This is a genomic window from Citromicrobium sp. JLT1363, assembly GCF_000186705.1.
GTDB lineage: Bacteria > Pseudomonadota > Alphaproteobacteria > Sphingomonadales > Sphingomonadaceae > Alteriqipengyuania.
Genome location: NZ_AEUE01000007.1, coordinates 38,257 through 59,151, shown reverse-complemented (window position 1 = coordinate 59,151; position 20,895 = coordinate 38,257). Strand labels below are relative to the sequence as shown.

Genomic DNA, 20,895 nt, shown 5'->3' with positions numbered 1-20,895 from the left:
CTCAGGCAGAGGCCGTCGTGGCAGCACGGGGCTTTGAATCAGCGATCCTGCGCCCCATCTCGTCCGTCATGACCAAGCTTTCCCTTCTCGATCTCGCGCATGTTGCCGAAGGCAGCGACGTGCGCACCGCCCTCGCCAACGCTGCCGACATCGCGCGCCACGCCGAATCGCTCGGCTTCGAAAGGTACTGGTGCGCGGAGCATCACGGGATGGAAGGGATCGCCAGCGCGGCGACCAGCGTGGTGATCGGCCACGTCGCCTCCGCCACGAGCACGATCCGCGTGGGTGCGGGCGGGATCATGCTTCCCAATCATGCGCCGCTGGTGATTGCCGAACAGTTCGGCACGCTCGACGCGCTGCACCCCGGCCGGATCGACCTTGGCCTGGGCCGCGCGCCGGGGAGCGACCAGCGCGTCGCAACCGCACTGCGCCGCAACCTCAACACGGATGCAAACGCCTTCCCGCGCGACGTGGTGGAGCTGCAGAGCTACTTCGCCAATGACGGGCGCACGGGCATCGTCGCCACCCCCGGCGCGGGCGCGAAGGTGCAGCTGTACATTCTGGGATCGAGCCTGTTCGGCGCGCAGGTCGCCGCGATGCTCGGCCTGCCCTACGCCTTCGCCAGCCACTTCGCCCCGCAGGCGCTCGACGATGCGCTGAAGATCTATCGCGACCGGTTCGAGCCTTCGGATGTGCTGAGCGAGCCTTATGCGATCTGCGGCTACAACGTCTTTGCCGCCGATACGGAGGAGGAAGCGCACCTGCTCGCCACCTCGATGCAGCAGAGCTTCGTGCGGCTGCGCACCGGCAAGCCGGGCAAGCTGCCGCCCCCGGTCGAAGGCTACCGCGAGAGCCTGCCGCCGCAGGCCGCGGCGATGCTGGACGGCGTGCTCTCGGCCACGGCCATCGGCACGCCCGCGCAGGTCCGCGATCAGATGAACGCCTTCGTCGAACGCACGCAGGCGGACGAGCTGATTCTGGCAGGCTCGATCTACGATTTCGAGGCGCGCAAGCGCAGCCTTACGCTGGCGGCGGAAGCCTTCGCGGGCGAACCTGCAGCGGCGTAGCGCCTAGCAGACCTCGGCGGTATTCTCGGGGATCGGCCCCGGCGGCACGCGCGCCGGGTGGCGATAGAACGGGTCTCCGGCGAGCCTGGTGACGTCGCCATAGGCGCGCGCCAGCACTGCGTAGAGCGCGGGATCGTAACTCGCGAGGTCTTCTCGGTTCAGAATGCGTGTGCCGTCCACCACCGTAAGGCGGTTGGATTCGAACCATATCTGCGACCCTTCCGCCCAGTATTCCTGCACGGTCGTGGTCGCATATTCGTTGAGCCACAAATCGTTCGCCAGCGCGTTGGCGTAGGCCGCCTCGACTTGCGTGTAGAGTGCCGGGTCCACCGCCTGAATCGCGAAGAGGATATTGTGCGCGAATTCGTGAACCAGGATCGTCTCGCCGTAGTAGCGGCTGGAGGCAAGGCCCAGCACGTCTTCCTCCGACCCGACCGTATGCTGCCCGCCGATCCCCCGTGCGCGCGCATCCCAGTATGCCCGGTCGGTCAGCCGCCCGATCCGCTCCTCGTAATGCTTCTTCTCGCATCGCGTCAGCCGCGGATCGTCGGGCGCGGGCTTGGTCCAGTGCGCATTCTCGGGCAGGTCGAGCAGCGCCTCGTCTTCCGCGATGATGGCCACGCGATAACCTTCGCGCTGGAGCCACACCGCGAGGTCAGGGCGGTTCTTCAGCATATCCTCGATCATCGCCTCGGCGGCGAGGAGCGCGTCTTCGGGGACCTCACCGGAGGAGACGACCGGGATGCCGTCGGCATCGCGGTACTGCGTGTAGAAGGCGGGGATGCCGAGTTCGGGTGGAGGAGGCACCGCAGTCACCGTCGTGCAGGCCGTGAGTGCAGCGGAACTTAGTATCGCCAAAGCGGCTAAATGCGGACGAACTTTAGCCATCGGCTGGCATCACGGCGGATCTGGCGCTCTCGACAAGATACAACCCCACCACGGCCGCAGGAGTACCGATAAAGCTCGATCCAGCGGCACCGAGTATTCCGAAAATCACGATCGGGAGCGCGAGAAGGCCAAAAAGGACTGTCGGCAGCCAGCGACGGACGGTACCCCTGCCCTCGCCAAGGGTAAAGAGGTCCACCGGAAGGGGGCGGAAGAACGCCACGAACAGCGCTCCAAGCACCAGGCATGCCAGGGTGAGGGCACCGTAGAAATACGCCAAGCCGAACGCCGGAATCGCAATCGTGTCTGCACAATGAGGGAACACGCCGCGGCGCAGGTCGAGTGATAGGCTATGTAATTGTGAGAAGAAGCTAAGTCCGATCACGCCAAAGCCGAGAAGAAAGAAAATCCATTTCTTTGACGGGCTTCGAAAGCGCCATGAATGCGCCGAGCCAAAGGCGAGATAGAGCACCCACAAGGTCGCTGCGACGAGCATGATGCTGAGCCCCGACTGCATCAGCGGATGACGCAGAGTCTCCAGTTCAGCCATCCGATCATACCAGCCTTCGACAACGCCGTTCGCATCGCAGGCATCACGTCTCAAACGCAATGCTGCTTCGGCATCGGAATAAACTGGAAATGCCCAGCCCGAGGCGAAGACGATACCGCCGAAGGCAGCCACGGATGCGAGCGCTGTATTTCTCAACCGAAGCACAGCGCTCCGCACGATACTAGTACACCCGCTTCTTCGGCTTGATGTACTCGATATCGTCGGTGAGCGTGTATTCGTGCACCGGGCGGTAATCGATCTTCATGTCGCCCTTGCCCGAGCCCTTGGCGCCGCCGCCCCAGCCGTCGAACCAGGTCACCGTGTGCTTCATCCACTCGGCATCGTTGCGGTCGGGGAAGTCCTCGTGCGCGTGGGCGCCGCGGCTTTCCTTGCGGTTGTCCGCGCTCGCCATGGTCACGCTCGCCTGCGACATCAGGTTGTCGAGCTCCAGCGTCTCTACAAGATCGCTGTTCCAGATCAGCGAGCGGTCGGACACATGGATGTCAGCCATGCTCGCATTGACCTCGGCCAGCTTCTTCTTGCCTGCGGCCAGCGTTTCGGTGTCGCGGAACACGGCAGCATGCTTCTGCATGGTCTTCTGCATGTCATCGCGGATCTTCGCGGTCGGCAGGCTGCCATTCGCGTGGCGGAAATGGTCGAGCCGGCTGAGCGCGAGGTCCGCACTATCGGCGGGAAGCGCATCATGCGCCGCGCCGGGCTTCATCGTCTCGGCCAGGCGATGGCCGATTGCGCGGCCGAACACCACGAGGTCGATCAGCGAGTTCGAGCCGAGGCGGTTCGCCCCGTGGACGGAGACGCAGCCCGCTTCGCCCGCAGCGTAGAGCCCGGGCACCACATGGTCGGGATTGCCGTCGGGCCCGATGGTCACGACTTCGCCGTGATAGTTCGTCGGGATGCCGCCCATGTTGTAGTGGACGGTCGGCGTCACCGGCAGCGGTTCGCGCGTCAGGTCGACACCGGCAAAGATCTTGCCGCTCTCTGTAATGCCAGGCAGGCGCTCTGCGAGCACCGCAGGGTCGATATGGTCGAGATGGAGGTAGATGTGGTCGCCTTCCGCGCCCACGCCCCGGCCTTCGCGCATTTCGAGCGCCATCGAGCGTGACACGACGTCGCGGCTGGCAAGGTCCTTGGCGGAAGGCGCGTAGCGTTCCATAAAACGCTCGCCTTCGGAGTTGGTGAGATATCCGCCCTCGCCGCGTGCGCCCTCGGTGATCAGCACGCCCGCGCCGTAGATGCCGGTCGGGTGAAACTGGACGAACTCCATGTCCTGCAGCGGAAGGCCTGCGCGCAGCACCATGCCACCACCGTCGCCGGTGCAGGTGTGGGCGCTGGTCGCGGTGTAGTAGCAGCGGCCGTAGCCACCGGTGGCGAGCACCACGGCGTGCGCCTTGAAGCGGTGGATCGTGCCGTCATCGAGGCACATGGCAATCACGCCGACGCAGCGGCGGTTGGCACCCTCGCCCGCCATGATCAGGTCGATCGCGAAATATTCGATGAAGAAATCCGCGTCGTATTTCAGGCTCTGCTGGTAGAGCGCGTGGAGCATCGCGTGCCCGGTACGGTCCGCCGCGGCACAGGTGCGCTGCACGGGCGGGCCTTCGCCCATGTTCTGCATGTGGCCGCCGAACGGGCGCTGGTAGATCGTGCCATCCTTGTTGCGGCTGAAGGGCACGCCTGCGTGCTCCAGCTCGTACACCGCCTGCGGGGCTTCGCGTGCGAGATATTCGATCGCGTCCTGGTCGCCCAGCCAGTCCGACCCCTTCACGGTGTCGTACATGTGCCAGGTCCAGTGGTCGGGCGTGTTGTTGCCCAGCGATGCGGCGATCCCGCCCTGCGCCGCCACGGTGTGCGAACGCGTGGGGAAGACCTTGGAGATGTTCGCCGTCTTGAAGCCCGCTTCGGCCGCGCCCATCGTGGCGCGCAGGCCCGAGCCCCCGGCCCCTACGACCACCACATCGAAGGTGTGATCGATGATCGGATAGGCGTCGCCCGTCTTGGACGTCTTGTTCGACTTGCTGTCGGTATCACTCGCCATCAGGCGGCTCCTGCGAATGCGATGCTGGCGATGCAGAACACGGCGAACACGCCGCCCGCAATCACCGCGAGATTGAGAAGGGCGATCAGCGCAAAGCGGCTGCCGCCTTCGTGGATATAGTCTTCGATCAGCACCTGCAGGCCGAGGCGCGCGTGCCAGAAAGTGCTGACGATCAGCAGGATCATCGCCGCCGCGCTGATCGGATTGGCCAGCCAGCCCGTGACGGTGCCGTAATCATACGCGGGCAGCATCAGGAAGCTGACGAGCAGCCACAGGACCAGCACGAGGTTGCCGATCGCGGTGAAGCGCTGGAGCAGCCAGTGATGCGCGCCCTCGTGGGCCGAGCCGAGGCCGCGCACGCGGCCGAGAGAGGTTCCGTTACCCATGGTTCGAAGCCTTACTTGAGGAAGATGATCGCCCAGAAGGCGATGGTCAGCAGGATGGCAATGATCGGGGCAAGCGTGGCCCAGAGCTTGTTGGTCTGCAGCTCGTACCCCGCCCCGATGTCGAGCACGAAGTGGCGCAGCCCGCTCATCATGTGGGTGAAGAAGGCCCATGTCAGGCCGACCAGCACCACATACCCGATGGGGCTGGTCATCACGGCGGCGAATGTCGCGTAGGCTTCCGGCCCGCTCGCCATCGCGCCCAGCCACCACAGCAGCACGCCAAGGCCGACCAGCGAGAGGCCGTCGCCGGTCACGCGGTGCAGGATCGAGGTGAGCATGTGCGGGCCCCACTTCCAGATCTGGAGATGGGGAGAGAGCGGTCTGTTCGACATGGTGTCTAGCGGGTCCAATCTGGCCGGGTGCGGTAAGTCTTGCGCCTCCACTTAGCGGAAGCGCGCACAGGTTCAAGCGAGTCCAAAGCATCAGTGCCAAAGCACGGAGCGGGGGGCCAGTGCAAGCGTGGGGCTTGGTGCCACGTGCCAATCGGCCTAACAGATGGCCGCATGACAGGCATTCTCGTCACAGGATCGAGCCGCGGTATCGGCGCCGCAATACGCGAACAGCTGGAAGCGCGCTGCGTGCGGGTGATCGGCCATTCTACCGGCCAGTCCGTCGGCGGCCGCGATGAAGGCGAGATTGCCGCGGATTTCAGCGATCCGCCCGCCCCTTCGATGCTGTGGGAAGAGGCGCTGCGGCAGGCCGACGGCGAGATCGACGTTCTGGTGAACAATGCCGGGCTGTTCCAAGGCATCCCGCTCGATACGTCGGACATCGAATGGCTCGATGCCTGGGAAGAGACGCTGCGGATCAACCTGACCTCCGCCGCACAGCTCAGCCGCTTCGCGGTGCGCCACTGGCAGGAACGCGGCGTGAGCGGGCGCATCGTCCACATCGCCAGCCGGGCCGGGCACCGGGGCGATTCCCCTGCCCACTGGCATTACGCGGCGGCGAAGGGCGGCATGCTGGCGCTGCACAAGACCATCGCGCGCGCCTATGCCGGCGAAGGGATCTACAGCTTCGCGGTCACGCCGGGCTTCACCGATACATCGATGGCGGGGGACTACCTGGAAAGCCGGGGCGGACCGGGCCTGCTCAAGGACATTCCGCTGGGCCGCGTGGCCGAGCCGGAGGAAATCGCGGACATTGCGGTCTGGTGCGCGCTCGACGCGCCGCCTTCGATGACCGGCGCGACCATCGATGCGAATGGCGCGAGCTATGTCCGCTGATCTGCCCTTCGCCTGCCGCTGCGGCGCGGTGCGAGGGGAAATTGAAAACGTCGGCCCGCGCGCAGGCGATTTCGTCGTGTGCCACTGCACCGACTGTCAGGCCTTTGCCAATCGCTTCGATGCCGGAGACAGGCTGTTCGGCGATGGTGCGGGCACGCTGCTTTACCAGAGTCGCTGCGCGCGGATGCGAATAAAGCAGGGTCTGGAAGAGCTGCGGTGCCTGCACCTGACCGAAGGCCCCACGCTGCGCTGGTACGCGGGGTGCTGCGGCACGCCGCTGTTCAACTCGTTCAAGAACGGCAAGGTGCCCTATGTCACCACGCTGGTCGGCAATTGCGACGCCGATGAGCGGACGCGGATGCTGGGAGAACCCATCGGGCACCTCTTCGTCGATGACGACCCGACATGTCCGGAGCCGGTCCGGCGAATGTCCGAGAATGCACTCATGCGCCGGTTCTTCGTGCGTATGGTGAAGGACATTTTCTCAGGCGACCGCCGCCGCAGCCCTCTTTTCGATTCCCGAACGCTGGACCCCATCAGCGTCCCCACAAGACCTGCCGAGGACACAACCGCCCATGTCGGCTGACATTTCCGCCGAAGAAGCCGGAATCAGCTGGAAGCTGACCGCACTGGTCGACCGCACTGCCGCCGAGGCGGCGCTCGCCGCGAGCGTGGAGGATGCGTGGGACTCCGATCTCGTGATGAGCGCGCACGAGGTGGAGGCGGATCGCTACGACCCGATCAACGCGGGGCTCTGGCGGATCGAGGCATGGTATCCGCGCCGCCCCGACGCCGCGCTGCGTGAACAGCTGGACACGATGTTCGCCGGCAATGCGCCCGATTTCGATCTGGAGAAGGTCGAGCCGCAGGACTGGGTCACGCTCAGCCAGCAGGCGGTCGCGCCGGTCCACGCGGGGCCCTTTCATATCCGCACGCCCGAGTTTCCAGCGGACCCCGGGGCGATCGATCTCGTCATCCCCGCCAGCCGCGCCTTCGGCACCGGCCAGCACCAGACGACCGCCGGGTGCCTCGCCATGCTGGGCTGGCTCAAGACCCGCGGCATGCGCCCGCGCGACATCGCAGATATCGGCACCGGCACCGGCCTGCTTGCCATCGGAGCGCTCAAGCTGTTCCCTTCCGCGAACATGATCGCCAGCGACATCGACCCGGTGTGCGACGAAATCGTGCGCGAGAATGCGCGGGACAATGGCGTGGCGATGGGCCGGCGGCAGGGCGCGCTGCACTACGTGACAGCAGCGGGCATGGACCACCCGGCGCTGAAATCGCGTGCGCCCTACGACCTGCTGATCGCCAACATCCTCGCCGGGCCGCTGATCGAGCTGGCGCCCGATTTCGCCCGCGCGGTGCAACCGGGCGCTCGCATTATCCTCGCCGGATTGCTGACCACGCAGGAAGCGCGCGTGGCCCGCGCCTATGTGCGCCAGGGGCTGCGCATGGAAAACCGGATCATCGACGGTGACTGGTCCATCCTGTGCCTGCGCAGGTCCATGCGGTGAAACCGCTGAAGATCCTCGGCTGGGGCGTCGGCGGCCTGATTGGCGCGGTGGCGCTGATCGCGGCAGGCTTCTTCCTCACCGCCTGGGTCGGATCGAGCATTCCGCGCAATTCCGGCTGGGCCGAGGCCGAAACCGGCATCCCGATCATGGTCGAGACCAATGGCGTGCACACCGGCATCGTGATGCCGATTGCAACGCCGGTGAAGGACTGGCGCGAGACCTTCCCATCCGCAGTGGAGCCAATGGCGGGCGGGATGCGGCCGACCCATGTCTCCGTCGGCTGGGGCGACCGCGAGGTGTTCCTCACCGTGCCCACCTGGGGCGACCTGAAAGCCAGCACCGCCGCGCGGATCGCCACGCAGGGCGGGCCGGCGGTGATGCGGGTCGCCCATTATTATCGCCCGGCGGGCGGCCCGAACCATCGCTGGGTGATCCTGCGGGAAGAGGAATATGCGCGGCTGGTCGCCGAAGTCGAAAAGGCGCTGCCGCCGATCGACGATCCGCGCAGCCGCGTCAGCCACGAAAGCTTCGATCCGCAGGCCAGCGTCTATGACAGTACGGGGCGCTACACGCTGGGCAACACCTGCAACCAGTGGGTGGGCGACACCCTGGCCGCAGCGGGAATCGAGATGGGCCTGTGGACCCCGCTGGCGGGCGGCGTGATGAAATGGATTCCCGAAGGCGGTGCACGCCCCTGACCGCCTGAAAAGTCTGGTGACTACCGCGCTTGCTTGCATTAGTGTCAGTAAGCCATGATCGACCTGCACACCGCTTTCGATGTCTTCGCCGACCGGATGATCCGCGTGGTCGTCTTCGATGTGCAGCGCTATCTGGTGGCGGCGGGCCTGTTCACCATTGCGCTGCTGGTGTTTCGAAGCTGGGCGCGCCGCAAGCGGATCCAGGGCCGCCACGCGACGCGCAAGGATTATACGCGCGAGATCGCCTCTTCACTGCGCACCTCCTTCGTGTTCGCGCTCACCACGTTCCTCACCCTGGGCCTGCGCGAGCTCGGACTGGTCAAGCTCAAGCTGGAAACCTTCACGCTGGTGACCGTCGCTTGGCAATTCGTGCTGATGGTCATCGCGCACGATGCCTATTTCTACTGGATGCATCGCGGCCTGCATCACAAGCGCCTGTTCCGCGCCACGCACCTGCACCATCACAAGTCCCGTACGCCGACGCCGTGGACCGCTTACAGCTTCTCCACCTGGGAAGCGGTGACGGAGGCGCTCTTCATCCCGATTTTCATGCTGGCGACCAGCGCGATGGGTTTCGCGATGACCGGGCTCGCGATCTTCCTGTTCCTCTGGCACATGATTTTCCGCAACGTGATCGGCCACCTCGGGGTGGAACTTTACCCCGCAGGCTGGGTCGACAATCGCTGGGTCGGCTGGTGGAACACGACCACGCATCACGACCTGCATCACAGTTCGGGCAACACCAATTTCGGGCTCTACTTCACCTGGTGGGACCGGTGGATGGGTACAGAGCATCCGCGCTACCGCGAGGAATTTCGCAAGGTGACGGCACGCACGCGCAAGGCAGAGCGCGAGAGCGCGCCGGAAACCGCGCCCGCTTAATCGGGCAGTGCCGCCAGCTGCGCGGCGAGAAAGCGCGCTTCGGCCGCTTCCGGCGCAAGAGCGAGCGCCGCTTCATAGGCAGCCCGTGCCTCCTCGCGCCTCCCCGCCAACACCAGCAGGTCCGCCCTTGCGGCATGGAACGGCAGGAAATCGGCGAGCCTTGCCGCCTCGAGTTCGTCCAGCACCGCAAGGCCGTCTTCCGGCGAGTGCGCGCGCGAAAGCGCGACGGCGCGGTTGATTGCGACCACCGGCGTCGGGCGCATCGCCAGCAGCATGTCGTAGAGCCGCAGAACAGCCGTCCAGTCGGTGCGACCCCTACGCCACCGCATCGCGTGGGCCAGATGGATCGTGGCGAGCGTCTGCAAGGCCCCCGGCTGGCGCAGCGCCGTCGCCCGGTCGAGCGCGGCACGCCCTGCCTCGATCCGTCGCGCATTCCACAGGGTAACATCCAGCTGCGACAGTGGGACCATCGTGTCCTTGCCGTCTACCCGCGCGCCTTCGCGCGAGCGGACCAGCAGAACCAGCGACAGCAGCCCGTGCGCCTCGGCCTCGTCGGGCATCAGCTCGGCCAGCAGCGCTGCCAGCCGCTCGACCTCAGGCGCCAGACCTTCGGTCTCGCCCTCGCCCGCAGCATTGCGGTAGGCAATGCCGAGCGCGGTCTCCAGCGTCTCCAGAACCGCGCAGACCCGAACGCCCCATTCGCCCGGCGGCGGGGTCTCGAACGGGATCCTCGCTGCCCTGATCTTGGCCTTGGCGCGGGTGATCCGCTGGTACATCGCGGGTTCTGTGGCAAGAAAGGCGCGCGCGATCCGCGCCACCGACACGCCGCAGATCACCCGCAGCGCGAGCGCAATCCGCGCCTCTGCCGCCAGCGCCGGATGGCAGCAGGTGAACAGCAGCCGCAACCGGTCGTCCGGGATCGGTTCGGGAAAGGCGATCACATCGCCCATGCCATCTGCCTCCGGCTGGGTGGAGAGCGCCCGCGCCTCGCGCGCGGCCTTGCGCAGCGCATCGAGCGCGCGTCGCCGCGCCGCCACGAAGGCCCACGCCGCAGGATCGCGGATTGGCGCTTTCTCGCGCAGCGCCGCCTCGCACGCTGCGGAAAACGCATCTTCCGCAAGGTCGAGATCGCGGAACTGCACGGCGAGGGCCGCGACGACCCTCGGCCGTGCATCCGCCAGCGCTTGCGCCAGACCGCCCAGGGCTAGTCCTGCCAGACGGGGCGCACTTCGACCGCGCCCTTGCCCGGAATCGGGATCAGCCTCGCCCAGCGCACGGCCTCGTCGTGGTCCTTCGCCTCGATCAGGTAGAAGCCGCCCAGTTCCTCGTGCGTTTCGGCGAAGGGCCCGTCGTGCAGCGTGCCCTCGCCGCCGTTCTCGTAGCGGATGGTCGTCGCCGTATGCGCCTCGCGCAGTCGTTCGCCGCTGAAGGCGACGCCCGCCGCGCCCAGCTCTTCCATCAGCTTCATGTGTCCCGCCAGCGTCGCCTCCATCACGGCCCCGCCATTTTCGCCCGCATAGGCACTTTCGTCTTCGTGAATCAGCAGCATGTATTGCATGGCCCAAATCCTCCGGTCCGGCACCGCCCCCGTGGCGATACTCTACCGCGAAGACGCCGCCCGTGCGCGCGTTTCGACAGACATGGCAAATTTTCCTCAGGAAGCGTCGGTAGCAGGCTCTGCCTGGGCCAGACCCGGACCGTTCACCATCTCGTGATAGCCAGCCACGGCGCGCACCACGCCGTGCATCATGTCCATGCGCGCAGGCACCGGAACCTGCGTGCGGCCGATCATCACCGCCACGGTGTAGATGCTGCCGTCCGGCGCGGTGAGAATGCCGACGTCGTTGTAGCCCGCCTGATCCGCCGGAGCGCCGGGCGCCACGATATCGAGCACCTGTCCGGTGCCGGTCTTGTGGCCGATCGACCATCCGTCGGGCAGCCCGCCCTTGAGGCGGTTGGGGCCGCTCTTCACATCGTCCAGCCAGGCGAGATAGCGCGCCGTGCTCTCCTGCGAGAGCAGTTCGCCGCCGTGCAGCCGCGCCAGTGCAGAGGCAATGGCAACGGGTGTCGCACCGTCGACGGGGTCGGCGACATAGGCATCGAACGCGCGCTGGCGGACGTCGTGCGGCACCTGCTTGCGCACTTCGAAGAAGGTCTTGCCCAGCGCCCAGCCCTGCTGCCACTCGAGCCCCGCGATCCGCGATTGCATCGGGCGTTCGCCGGGGCCGAAGCGGATATCGGCAAAGCCCTTGCGCGCCAGTGTCTTGCGCACCTCGTCCGGGCCGCCGACCCGGCGCAGGACCATGTCGTTCGCCGTGTTGTCGCTCGCGGTCAGAGCGCGCTCGAGGAAGTCCTTGTAAGTGGTTGAAAAACTTCCGTTGGCGATCACGCTGCGGCGGATCGGATTGTGGAATACCGCCAGATCGTCGACCCGTACCGTGCCCGTTTCCGACAGGTCCAGTTCGCCGCGATCCGCCTGGTCGAGCGCGGTCAGCGCAACCCACAGCTTGCTGACGCTCTGCTGCGGAAACAGCTGCGTGCCGTTGTAATGCATCATGCGCGAACGCGCGGGGTCGTGCACCGCGATCCCGATCTTTCCCTCCAGGCCTGTGCCCAGTGCGAAGAGGCGATCGTCGAGCCATTCCTCCTCCGCCGAACGCTCCACCGCGATGTCTTCGGCGGCCTGCTCGATCCGCTCCTCGAACGAAGGCGCGCCGGAGGTGTCGTCCGTCTCCCCGGTCAGGTGACAGGTCGCCAGCGATCCGAGCATGAGGACGCAGAAGACTTGGAGGAGAAAGGTTCGCATCGGGTGCGATATAGGACGGAGTGACTGATTATGAATGACCGGCGCCGGATGCCCCGGCTCAGCCCGCCGCCGCGACGATCTGCGCCCAGCCAGCTTCGTCAATCACCTCGATGCCCAGTTCTTCCGCCTTCTTGAGCTTGCTGCCCGCCCCCGGCCCGGCCACCAGCAGGTCCGTCTTCGCGGAAACGCTGCCAGCCGCCTTCGCGCCCAGCCGTTCGGCCTGCGCCTTGGCTTCATCGCGGCTCATCGTCTCCAGCTTGCCGGTGAACACGACCGTCTTACCCGCGACGGGGCTTTCCACGGTTTCGACCTCGTAGACCGGCGGATCGACCTCCCCTGCGCCGGGTTCGGCCCCGATCAGATCGGCCCACACCTGCCGGTTGTGCTCTTCGTGGAAGAAGTCGGCGAGCGCGTGGCCCACCGCCGTCCCGATTCCGTCCGCGCGCACCTCGTAGATGCGGCGCACCGCTTCCAGCATCCGCGTGTTGAAGGGGCTGACCTTCTCGTCATCCCCGCGCGGATTTTCGCTGCGGTATTCATGGAATTCCTTGGCCTTCCCCGGAAGCCTGCGAATATCGCCCAGCCCCTTCATCAGGTCGCGCGCCGTGACCGCTCCCACATGGCGGATGCCGAGGCCGAAGAGCAGCCGCGCGGCGTCGGGCGTGCGCTTTTCCTCCACAGCCGCCAACAGGTTGTCCACCGACTTGTCCTGCCAGCCTTCGAGCGCGAGAATCTCCTCGCGCCGCTTGCGCAGGTGGAAGATATCCGCCGGGCTTTCGAGCCAGCCCAGCCCGTGGAACTGCGCGATCGTCTTCTCGCCCAGCCCTTCGATGTCGAGCGCGCCGCGGCTGACGAAATGCTCCAGCCGCTCGGTCGCCTGCGCGGGGCAGATCAGCCCGCCGGTGCAGCGCACATCGACCTCACCCTCCTCGGCCACCGCCTCGCTGCCGCATTCGGGGCAATGGTCGGGGAAGTGGTAGGGCTCGCGTTTCGCATCAGGCGTCAGGTTCTCGACCACCTGCGGGATCACGTCGCCTGCGCGCTGCACGCAGACCCGGTCCCCCGGCCGCACGCCGAGCCGGGCGATCTCGTCGCGGTTGTGCAGGGTGACGTTGGTGACGGTCACCCCGCCCACCAGCACCGGCGCGAGGCGGCCCACGGGCGTCAGCTTGCCCGTGCGCCCCACCTGGATGTCGATCGCCTCCAGCGTCGTCTCGGCGCGTTCCGCGGGGAACTTGTGCGCCAGCGCCCAGCGCGGGGCCTTGGCGACGAAGCCCAGCCGGTCCTGCCAGTCGAGCCGGTCGACCTTGTAGACCACGCCGTCGATTTCATAGGGCAGATCAGCGCGTTGCGCAGCGATGCTCTCATAATGGGCGAGCAGCGCGTCGAGGCCTTCTAACCGCGTGAACAGCCTGGAAACCGGCAGGCCGAAGCCTTCAATCGCCCGGATCACCTCCTGCTGCGTCTCGCCCGGCACCGCGCTCGCAGCGCCCCAGCCATGCGCCCAGAAGCGCAAGGGGCGGCTGGCCGTCACCTTCGCGTCCTTCTGCCGCAGCGATCCCGCCGCCGCGTTGCGCGGGTTGGCGAACTGGCGGACCTTTGCGGGGTCGAACTCCTCGCCCTTCTCTTCCGCCGCAGCCCGCGCCTCGTCCATCAGGCGCGTGTTGAGATCGGCGAAGGCCGCGCGCTCCATGTAGACCTCGCCGCGTATCTCGAACACGTCCGGCGCGTCGCCTTCCAGCCGCGCGGGGATATCCGCGATGTGGGCGACATTGGCGGTCACATCCTCGCCAATCTGCCCGTCGCCGCGCGTTGCCGCGCGCACCAGCTCGCCCTTCTCGTACCGCAGGGAGCAGGACAGCCCGTCGATCTTGTCCTCGGCGGTGAATGCGACCGGTGCGTCCTGCTCCAGATCGAGAAAGCGCCGCACCCGCGCGACCCATTCGCCCACTTCCTGCGCGTCGAACGCATTGTCGAGGCTCATCATGCGAACCTCGTGCGTCACCTTGGATAGCGGCGAGGCGACGACCTCGTGCCCCACGCCCTTCGACGGCGAATCCGCGCGCACCAGATGCGGGAAAGCCGCCTCCAGCGCCTCGTTCCGGCGAACCAGCGCGTCATATTCCTGATCGGTGATCTCGGGCGCGTCCTCGGCGTGATAGAGCCGGTTGTGCTTCCGGATACTGCGCGCCAGCCGCATCAACTCGTTTGCGGCATCCGCTTCGGAAAGGTCGTTCACATCATCCATCGCCCGCGTTCGATAGGCCAGCCTTGCCGCTCGACGGAAGTCATTTTCGAGCCTTGCGAAACACGATATGACACTTGTTAAGTCTGAAGGGGGGAATCGGACATGGGTCTGGGTAGGAAGCTGGGCTGCGGCTGCGGCGTATTGATCGTGCTGATCGTCGTCGCGGCGGCGGCGATATGGATCTGGAAGCCATGGTCGCAGATGGTGCCGCTCGAAATGGTCGAACCCGACGAGCAGGTGGGCGAACGGATCGATACCGGCGACGTGCTCGGCAACTTCTATCCCGCGAAAGGCGCCAACAACGGGCCCGGCATCCTGCTTGTCGGCGGGAGCGAAGGCGGCCTCGGCGACGAGATGAGCCGCTTGGCGCAGGCCCTGCAGAGCGACGGTTTCTCCGTCCTGCATCTCAGCTACTGGCGCGCGCCCGGCCAGCCCGAACGGCTGGAGGGCATCCGGCTGGAGACCTTCCAGCGCGGGCTCGCATGGCTTCGCGCCCAGCCCCAGGTCGATCCCTCGCGCCTTGCCATGATGGGCTGGTCGCGCGGCAGCGAGGCGACGCAGCTGATGGCGATCCGCAATCCTTCCATCAAGGCGATCGTTCTGGGCATGCCCGGCAACGCGGTATGGCCCGGTTTTTCGTGGGACGCCCCGTGGCAGCAGTTCGGCGCGCCATGGACCTGGGAAGGCGAAGCGCTGCCCTACCTCGACACCAGCGAGGTGCAGATGTTCGGCCGCGACATGGACGAGGTCAACAGCGACCTCATGGCCCTGCAGGAACAGCAGCCCGATGCGGTCATCCCCATAGAAGAGGTCGGCGTGCCCGTGCTGATGATCTGCGGCGAGGCGGACAGCGTGTGGGCGTCCTGCCCGATGGCCCGCAAGATAGAGGAACGCGCGGCGGCCAGTGGCAAGGACGACGTGCAGCTGCTCGCCTACATGGACGCCGGACACTACGGCTATGGCGCGCCGGTCAGCGAGGACGATCCGCAGTTCGGGGAATTGTCCCGCCTCGGCGGATCACCCGAGGGGAACGCGGAAGCGCTGCAGCAAAGCTACCGCGAGATCGTGCGGTTTCTCAACGACGCGCTGTGAGGCACCCGGCAGGCCCCGCCGGACCGCGCACGACAAAGGCTGAAAGGTGCCCGACATGATCGCTCCAATGGTTCTCGCTGTTCTTGGCCAGGCGGCCACCATGCCCGCGCAGCTGCCGCACGGCGTGCTCTACGACTATTCCGAGGCGGCGCAGCTTTGCGACAGCATGGGCGGGATGGGCGAGCTGACCGTCTATGACGATTTCGCGCAGCTGGCGGACCTCAACGGCGATGGCGTTTCCGATATCATCGTGGATTACTCCGCCCTCTCCTGCTCGGACAGCGCAAGCCTTTACGCCTCGGGATCGAGCGGCTTTGCGCTGAAGGTATATCTCGGCGGCTCGGGCGATCTCGCCCCGGCCTACGAAACCACGGTTCGCGGGTGGAACCTGATCGAGACGGCCGATGGCCCCGCCCTGGAGCTGACGACGGCGGGCGGTGCGTCCTGCGGCACAGCCAACAGGTCGCAAAGCTGCACCTACCGGGTCAGCTGGTATCGGGGCGGCTTCATCGAAGGCCCGAAGCGCGCGGCGCGGTAGAGTGCCGAATAAGTCAGGCTGTCGCTGTCAGGCGGGCCAGTAGATCTTGGTGAGCGGAAGCAGGCGCCGCCCATCCTCATCCAGCTGGTCGTATTGCTCGATCAGGGCTTTGGCCAACTCGTCCAGACTCATGAGATGAGTCACGGTTGAAGCGCGCTCGGCTTCGTAGTGTGCATCCTTGGTGAATCCGCCCGTGCTCACGTACAGACCGCGATCGTCGGCATGGCGTCCACCGAGGAAGCTGCGGATTTCCTGCGACCCCATTTGGCCGCGGCGATGCTTAACCTCGACCACGATGCGCGGGCGTTCGAACCCGAAACCATCGCGCGAGGCAATAATATCCTTCCCACGGTCCGGGCCGGCCGCCGAGATCGACGTGCGATAGCCGAGCGCTCTCAGCAAGGCTGCCACCAGTTCCTGCATGTCGTCCCACGAGAGGGCATTGATCCGGTCTTTGACCCGCTCGAGAGCCAGCCCCTCGATATCGGAGAAGGGGTCTAGGTCCGCCTCTGCATCGACGTCTTCCGTGTCATTCGCCCCAACCGTTTCCTTCTCGCCCGTCACTACTCTTTTGACGTCGATCTCGGCCTCGGCGGGGACTTTGAACAGGGTCAGAACCGCACCAAGACTGTTCTTTGTCGTGGTTTCGAGCGCGTCGCGAGGCACCTCGGTACGCCAGGAAACCGCCCGGACGACCGGAAGTTCAGGAATCAGGCCAAGCTCGAAGCGTGCCGGACCTGTAATCTCCCCGAAGTGATAGTTCCGCGTATCGGGTTCATAGACCAGCACTTCGTCGCCGATCTGCAGCTCGTTGAGAAACCGCCACCACTGACTGCCCGCAACGATGACCTGTTTCTCCGTGAGGGAAGGTACGCGCTGGGCGACGAGCGCTCGCATCTCTTCCCGGCTCGTGACAGAGGTGAAGTCCGTCTCGTCATCGAGACCGACCGCAACCACGTTATTCTCGACGAATTCCTTCGTCAGTCGGCTTCCCCGGCCGGAAGTTATCTTCCACATTGTCATGTCACACCCCCTCCAGCAGCCGATCCGCCTGCGCGCGCGCCTCGGGCGTGACTTCGGCGCCGGATAGCATGCGCGCGATCTCTTCCTGCCGCCCCCCGGCGTCGAGCAGCACGACGGAGGTCTTCGTAACCGTACCGCTGCTCGCCTTGGCGATCTGGTAATGGACCCGCCCGCGCGCGGCGACCTGCGGGCTGTGCGTCACCACCAGCACCTGTCCGTCTGTTGCCAGTCGCGCCAGCCGTTCACCGATGGCAGACGCGACAGCGCCGCCCACGCCGCGGTCGATCTCGTCGAAGATCATCGTCGCCGCGCCGCCCTTTTCGGCGAGCGCAACCTTCAGCGCGAGGATGAAGCGGGATAGTTCGCCGCCGCTGGCAATCTTGTTGAGCGGCGCGAAGTCGGCGCCGGGATTGGTCGCGATCAGGAATTCGACCGCGTCCATCCCGCTCGCGCTCCATTTTTCCTGCGGCAGCGGCTCCACCTGCGTGCGGAACCGCGCGGCGTCCAGCTTCAGCGGGCCGAGTTCCTCCGCAACCGCCTTGTCGAGAGTCTTGGCTGCCGCCTTGCGTGCCTTGCGCAGCCGGTTCGCCGCGCCTTCATAGGCCTCGAAAGCCTCCCGCTCGGCAAGGCGCAGCGCGTCGAGCTGGGCCTCGCCCCCCTCGATCGCATCGAGCTTGCCGCGCAGTTCGCGCATCTTGTCGGGCAGCTCGTCGACCTCGCAGCGGTGCTTGCGGGCGAGCGCGCGCAGATCGAACAGCCGGGTCTCGGCGGCATCCAGCGCTGCGGGATCGTGAACCAGCGCCTCGGCAGCCTCTTCCAGCTTCTCCTCGGCTTCGGTCGCTTCGAGAATTGCGCGATCCAGCGCGCCGAGCGCCTCGGCCAGCAGCTTGTGCTCACCCGCGATCCGGTCCAGCCGGCGTGCGGCGGTGCGCAGTTCGCTGAGCGGCGATTCCGATCCGTCCCAGATGTGGCGCAATTCCTCCAGGTCGCCGGAGAGGCGCTCGCCCTTCTGCATCGCGGCGCGCTGTTCGGCGAGGCGGGCTTCCTCGCCCGCCTGCGGCGCGATTTCGGTCAGTTCGGCGAGATGCGCCAGCAGCAGATCCTGCTCCGCGCTGGCGGCATCGATGGCCTCGCGCGCGTCTTCCAGCGCCTCGGAGGCGTGCTGCCATTCGCGGTAGGCGCGCGCGACCCCGGCGCTGTCGGCACCGGCAAAACGGTCGAGCAATTGCCGGTGGCCGCGCGGATTCACCAGTCCGCGATCGTCGTGCTGGCCATGCAGCTCGACCAGGATCGGCGCGAGATTGCGCAGCAGGCCGACGCTGGTGGACTGGTCGTTCACGAAGGCCTTGGAGCCGCCGTCCGCCTTCACCAGGCGGCGCACGATCAGCGGTTCGCCCGGTTCGATCTCGATCCCCGCATCCTCCAGCACCTCGGCCAGCGCAGGCGGGAGCGTGCCGAATTCGAACGTCGCGGTAACGCTGGCCTGCTTGGCCCCGCTGCGTACGAGGCCGCTATCCGCCCGGTTGCCGAGCACCAGGCCCAGCGCATCGAGCAGGATCGACTTGCCCGCCCCCGTCTCCCCCGTGAGCACGCCGAGACCGCGCCCGAAATCGAGATCGAGCGCTTCGATCAGCACGACATTGCGGACGGCGAGTTGGGTCAGCATTGCATGCGCAGGCTAGCGCGGATGCGCGGCGAAGTCAGCGCCGGCAGCGGGCAAAGCCCCTCTTCGATGTGCATAAACCCGGGCAGACCGGATGCCCAGGGGAATCGGAAAGCGGTCAGTTCGCCAGCGCGACCTGCGCATCGGGCGCATGGTCCTGCACCAGATCGAATGCCTTGTCGTACCACTCGCTGCCCGGATAGTTCGCGCCGAGCACGGCGGCGTACTTCTTGGCTTCGGTCGGGATACCCAGCGCGAGGCTGGTTTCCGTCAGCCGGTAAAGCGCTTCGGCGGCATGGCTGGTGGTCTGGTAGTTATCGATCACGTTCTGGAAGCGGATCTGCGCGGCAGTCCACTTGCCCGAACGTTCGTAGAACCGGCCGATTTCCATTTCCTTGCCCGCAAGGTGATCGTTCACGAGGTCGATCTTCAGGCGTGCGTCGGACGCATATTCGCTCTGCGGAAAGCGGCGTTCCACCTCGCGCAGCGCGGCCAGCGCCTGCTCGGTCGTCTTCTGGTCGCGCGTGACGTCGCTGATCTGTTCGTAATAGCTCAGCGCGATCAGGTAATAGGCGTAAGGCGCATCCTTGTTGCCCGGGTGGATCGACAGGAAGCGCTGCGCGCTCTGGATCGACTTCGCGTAATCGCGCGAGACATAGTAGCTGAACGCGCTCATCAACTGCGCGCGGCGGGCCCAGGGCGAATAGGGGTGCTGACGCTCCACCTCGTCGAACAGGGCCGCGGCCAGATCCGCATTGCCGCGATCGAGCCGATCCTTCGCGCTGGCGTAAAGCGTTTCGACATCGCGCGCGACATAGGCCGTGTCGGCGGGGCCGGAGCTGCCACCCGCACATGCGGTGGCGAGCGTGGCGAGGCTGCCGAGAGCGGCTGCGGCGAGGAATTTCTTGCGGAGGATCGTCATGGGCGCGGGGTATAGCGCCGGGTGCCCTGAACGCCAAGTGAAACGGTAGCGCCGGATCGGGCGAAAAGGCGTTCAGCCCTGCCCGGTCGGCTCCACCCCCTCCGGCGCGTCCCACAGCAGATGCCTGCCTTCCAGACTGACCAGATTCTTGGCGCGGATCACCTCGCCCTTGGTCGTGTAGCCGAGCAGCTGTTCCGCATCGAGATGCGGGTTCACCGCCAGCACGCGCAGTTCTTCGGAGCTGAAGTCGCTCAGCCCGCGGGCACGTTCCTGCCCGTGCTGGTCGTAGATGTGGAGAACGTCGCCACGGCTGAAATCGCCGTCGATCGAGAGGATGTCCTCGCGCCGGATCGACCGATCGCCATTGGCCAGTTCGTCCGCCAGTTCATCCGCAACGCCAATGCTGCCGGCCATCTGCAGGCGGTTGGCGATCCACTTTTCCCAGCCCGAGGTCGGCGTGTCGTGCGCGACGAATTTGGTCGCCCGGCGCTCTCCGTCGAGCACGGAGGTAAGCGGATTGTCCGCCTCACCATGCGCGATGTAGGTGGTGACGCCCGCTTCCTGTGCGATGTTCGCCGCCATCAGCTTGGTCGTCATCCCGCCGGTGCCCAGCGTGCTCTTGCCCTTGGTCGCTTCCATGAAGGGGGCGACATCCGTGACTTCGGGAATGAACTCCGCGCCTTCCTCGTCCGGGTGACGGTCGTACAGGCCATCGACCTCGGTCAGGATGATGAAGTCCTTCGCGTCGACCATTTGCGCCACCTTGGCCGCCAGCCGGTCGTTATCGCCCACGCGGATTTCCTCGGTGGTGATCGAATCGTTTTCGTTGATGATCGGCATCACGCCCGCTTCCAGCAGACGGAACACTGTGTTGCGCGTGTTGAGGAAGCGGCGGTGATCCTCGAAATCGCCCAGCGTCAGCAGAACCTGCGCGATCTCGAAATTGAATTCGTGCCCGATCTGCTTGTAGGCATTGGTCAGCAGCGGCATGCCGCAGGCGGCGGCGGCCTGCTTGTCGCTCACCCCGGCGGTTTCGGGCCGCTCGCCCACGATCTTGAGGCCCAGGGCAACGGCGCCGGAACTGCAAAGGATGACATTGGTGCCGCGATCGCGCAGCTTGGCAACGTCTTCCAGCATGCGCTGGATGAACCCGAAACGCGGCGTCAGGCGTTCGGTGTTCGCAACCAGGGTGGAACCGATTTTGACAACAAGGGTGTTCGATTGGGACATGTTCTATCCATGCGCTCGTGCGAATTCGTGGCGCGGACATAGGCTG

21 protein-coding genes are annotated in these 20,895 nt (G+C 66.1%); 8 read left to right on the top strand and 13 right to left on the bottom strand.

Annotated elements, in window-relative coordinates:
- Positions 1-68: 68 nt before the first annotated feature.
- Entirely contained in the window at positions 69-1,067 is a 999-nt protein-coding gene (locus tag ADAD_RS0111680; RefSeq protein ID WP_010413956.1) for an LLM class flavin-dependent oxidoreductase, read from the top strand.
- A gap of 3 nt (positions 1,068-1,070) precedes the next feature.
- Here ADAD_RS0111680 and ADAD_RS0111675 read toward each other — a convergent pair whose 3' ends face one another.
- Genes ADAD_RS0111675 through sdhC form a run of 5 tightly spaced genes read right to left on the bottom strand, consistent with a single transcriptional unit; the run spans position 1,071 to position 5,336 of the window.
- Positions 1,071-1,925 carry a hypothetical protein gene (locus ADAD_RS0111675; protein WP_029140092.1) on the bottom strand — a complete coding sequence of 285 codons (855 nt, stop codon included), beginning with the start codon at positions 1,923-1,925 and terminating at the stop codon, positions 1,071-1,073.
- A gap of 22 nt (positions 1,926-1,947) precedes the next feature.
- Entirely contained in the window at positions 1,948-2,634 is a 687-nt protein-coding gene (locus tag ADAD_RS0111670; protein ID WP_139020431.1) for a hypothetical protein, read from the bottom strand.
- Between the two features lie 49 nt (positions 2,635-2,683).
- Positions 2,684-4,558: a succinate dehydrogenase flavoprotein subunit gene (gene sdhA / locus ADAD_RS0111665; RefSeq protein ID WP_010413952.1), complete on the bottom strand. Its 1,875-nt coding sequence runs from the start codon at positions 4,556-4,558 to the stop codon at positions 2,684-2,686.
- Positions 4,558-4,944, bottom strand: coding sequence for a succinate dehydrogenase, hydrophobic membrane anchor protein (gene sdhD, locus ADAD_RS0111660; RefSeq protein WP_010413950.1), 387 nt, complete (start codon positions 4,942-4,944; stop codon positions 4,558-4,560). The genes sdhA and sdhD overlap by 1 nt, the downstream gene beginning before the upstream one ends.
- 11 nt (positions 4,945-4,955) lie before the next feature.
- Positions 4,956-5,336 carry a succinate dehydrogenase, cytochrome b556 subunit gene (sdhC, locus tag ADAD_RS0111655; protein WP_029140090.1) on the bottom strand — a complete coding sequence of 127 codons (381 nt, stop codon included), beginning with the start codon at positions 5,334-5,336 and terminating at the stop codon, positions 4,956-4,958.
- Positions 5,337-5,507: 171 nt separating this feature from the next.
- Between sdhC and ADAD_RS0111650 the strand changes: the two genes are divergently transcribed.
- The 5 genes from ADAD_RS0111650 to ADAD_RS0111630 are packed head-to-tail and all read left to right on the top strand — an operon-like array spanning position 5,508 to position 9,327.
- Positions 5,508-6,230, top strand: coding sequence for an SDR family NAD(P)-dependent oxidoreductase (locus tag ADAD_RS0111650; protein ID WP_010413945.1), 723 nt, complete (start codon positions 5,508-5,510; stop codon positions 6,228-6,230).
- Positions 6,220-6,816 (top strand): DUF6151 family protein, encoded by a 597-nt coding sequence (locus tag ADAD_RS0111645; RefSeq protein WP_010413943.1) that lies wholly within the window; start codon positions 6,220-6,222, stop codon positions 6,814-6,816. Before ADAD_RS0111650 ends, ADAD_RS0111645 begins: the two co-directional genes overlap by 11 nt.
- On the top strand, positions 6,806-7,747 hold the full coding sequence (locus ADAD_RS0111640; RefSeq protein WP_010413941.1) for a 50S ribosomal protein L11 methyltransferase: 942 nt from the start codon (positions 6,806-6,808) through the stop codon (positions 7,745-7,747). The genes ADAD_RS0111645 and ADAD_RS0111640 overlap by 11 nt, the downstream gene beginning before the upstream one ends.
- Entirely contained in the window at positions 7,744-8,445 is a 702-nt protein-coding gene (locus ADAD_RS0111635; protein WP_237700816.1) for a DUF2459 domain-containing protein, read from the top strand. The genes ADAD_RS0111640 and ADAD_RS0111635 overlap by 4 nt, the downstream gene beginning before the upstream one ends.
- Before the next feature lie 54 nt (positions 8,446-8,499).
- Positions 8,500-9,327, top strand: a complete 828-nt coding sequence (locus tag ADAD_RS0111630; protein WP_010413937.1) for a sterol desaturase family protein — start codon at positions 8,500-8,502, stop codon at positions 9,325-9,327.
- Here ADAD_RS0111630 and ADAD_RS0111625 read toward each other — a convergent pair.
- From ADAD_RS0111625 to ligA, 4 genes are all read right to left on the bottom strand, one after another.
- Positions 9,324-10,469, bottom strand: a complete 1,146-nt coding sequence (locus ADAD_RS0111625) for an RNA polymerase sigma factor (protein WP_010413936.1) — start codon at positions 10,467-10,469, stop codon at positions 9,324-9,326. The two genes, ADAD_RS0111630 and ADAD_RS0111625, sit on opposite strands and share 4 nt — an antisense overlap.
- A 62-nt stretch (positions 10,470-10,531) precedes the next feature.
- Positions 10,532-10,885 (bottom strand): YciI family protein, encoded by a 354-nt coding sequence (locus ADAD_RS0111620; protein WP_010413934.1) that lies wholly within the window; start codon positions 10,883-10,885, stop codon positions 10,532-10,534.
- Positions 10,886-10,981: 96 nt separating this feature from the next.
- Positions 10,982-12,133, bottom strand: a complete 1,152-nt coding sequence (locus ADAD_RS15915; protein ID WP_237700815.1) for a serine hydrolase — start codon at positions 12,131-12,133, stop codon at positions 10,982-10,984.
- A 58-nt stretch (positions 12,134-12,191) separates the two neighbouring features.
- The gene (gene ligA / locus ADAD_RS0111610) at positions 12,192-14,381 is read right to left on the bottom strand and encodes an NAD-dependent DNA ligase LigA (RefSeq protein WP_010413930.1); all 2,190 of its coding nucleotides are present in this window, start codon (positions 14,379-14,381) and stop codon (positions 12,192-12,194) included.
- Between the two features lie 102 nt (positions 14,382-14,483).
- Between ligA and ADAD_RS0111605 the strand changes: the two genes are divergently transcribed.
- Both ADAD_RS0111605 and ADAD_RS0111600 read left to right on the top strand, forming a co-directional pair.
- Complete coding sequence (locus ADAD_RS0111605) at positions 14,484-15,473, top strand: acyl-CoA thioester hydrolase/BAAT C-terminal domain-containing protein (protein ID WP_010413928.1); 990 nt, start codon at positions 14,484-14,486, stop codon at positions 15,471-15,473.
- 55 nt (positions 15,474-15,528) lie between these two features.
- A complete protein-coding gene (locus ADAD_RS0111600; protein ID WP_139020430.1) occupies positions 15,529-16,011 on the top strand; it encodes a hypothetical protein in 483 nt (160 codons plus the stop codon).
- A gap of 27 nt (positions 16,012-16,038) precedes the next feature.
- On the opposite strand, the gene ADAD_RS0111595 is transcribed toward ADAD_RS0111600, so the two are convergent.
- From ADAD_RS0111595 to proB, 4 genes are all read right to left on the bottom strand, one after another.
- A complete protein-coding gene (locus ADAD_RS0111595) occupies positions 16,039-17,034 on the bottom strand; it encodes a restriction endonuclease (RefSeq protein ID WP_029140089.1) in 996 nt (331 codons plus the stop codon).
- Between the two features lies 1 nt (position 17,035).
- A complete protein-coding gene (recN, locus tag ADAD_RS0111590; protein WP_010413924.1) occupies positions 17,036-18,700 on the bottom strand; it encodes a DNA repair protein RecN in 1,665 nt (554 codons plus the stop codon).
- A 115-nt stretch (positions 18,701-18,815) separates the two neighbouring features.
- Entirely contained in the window at positions 18,816-19,619 is an 804-nt protein-coding gene (locus ADAD_RS0111585; protein WP_010413922.1) for an outer membrane protein assembly factor BamD, read from the bottom strand.
- 72 nt (positions 19,620-19,691) lie between these two features.
- Positions 19,692-20,849, bottom strand: coding sequence for a glutamate 5-kinase (gene proB, locus ADAD_RS0111580; protein WP_010413920.1), 1,158 nt, complete (start codon positions 20,847-20,849; stop codon positions 19,692-19,694).
- Positions 20,850-20,895 lie beyond the last annotated feature (46 nt).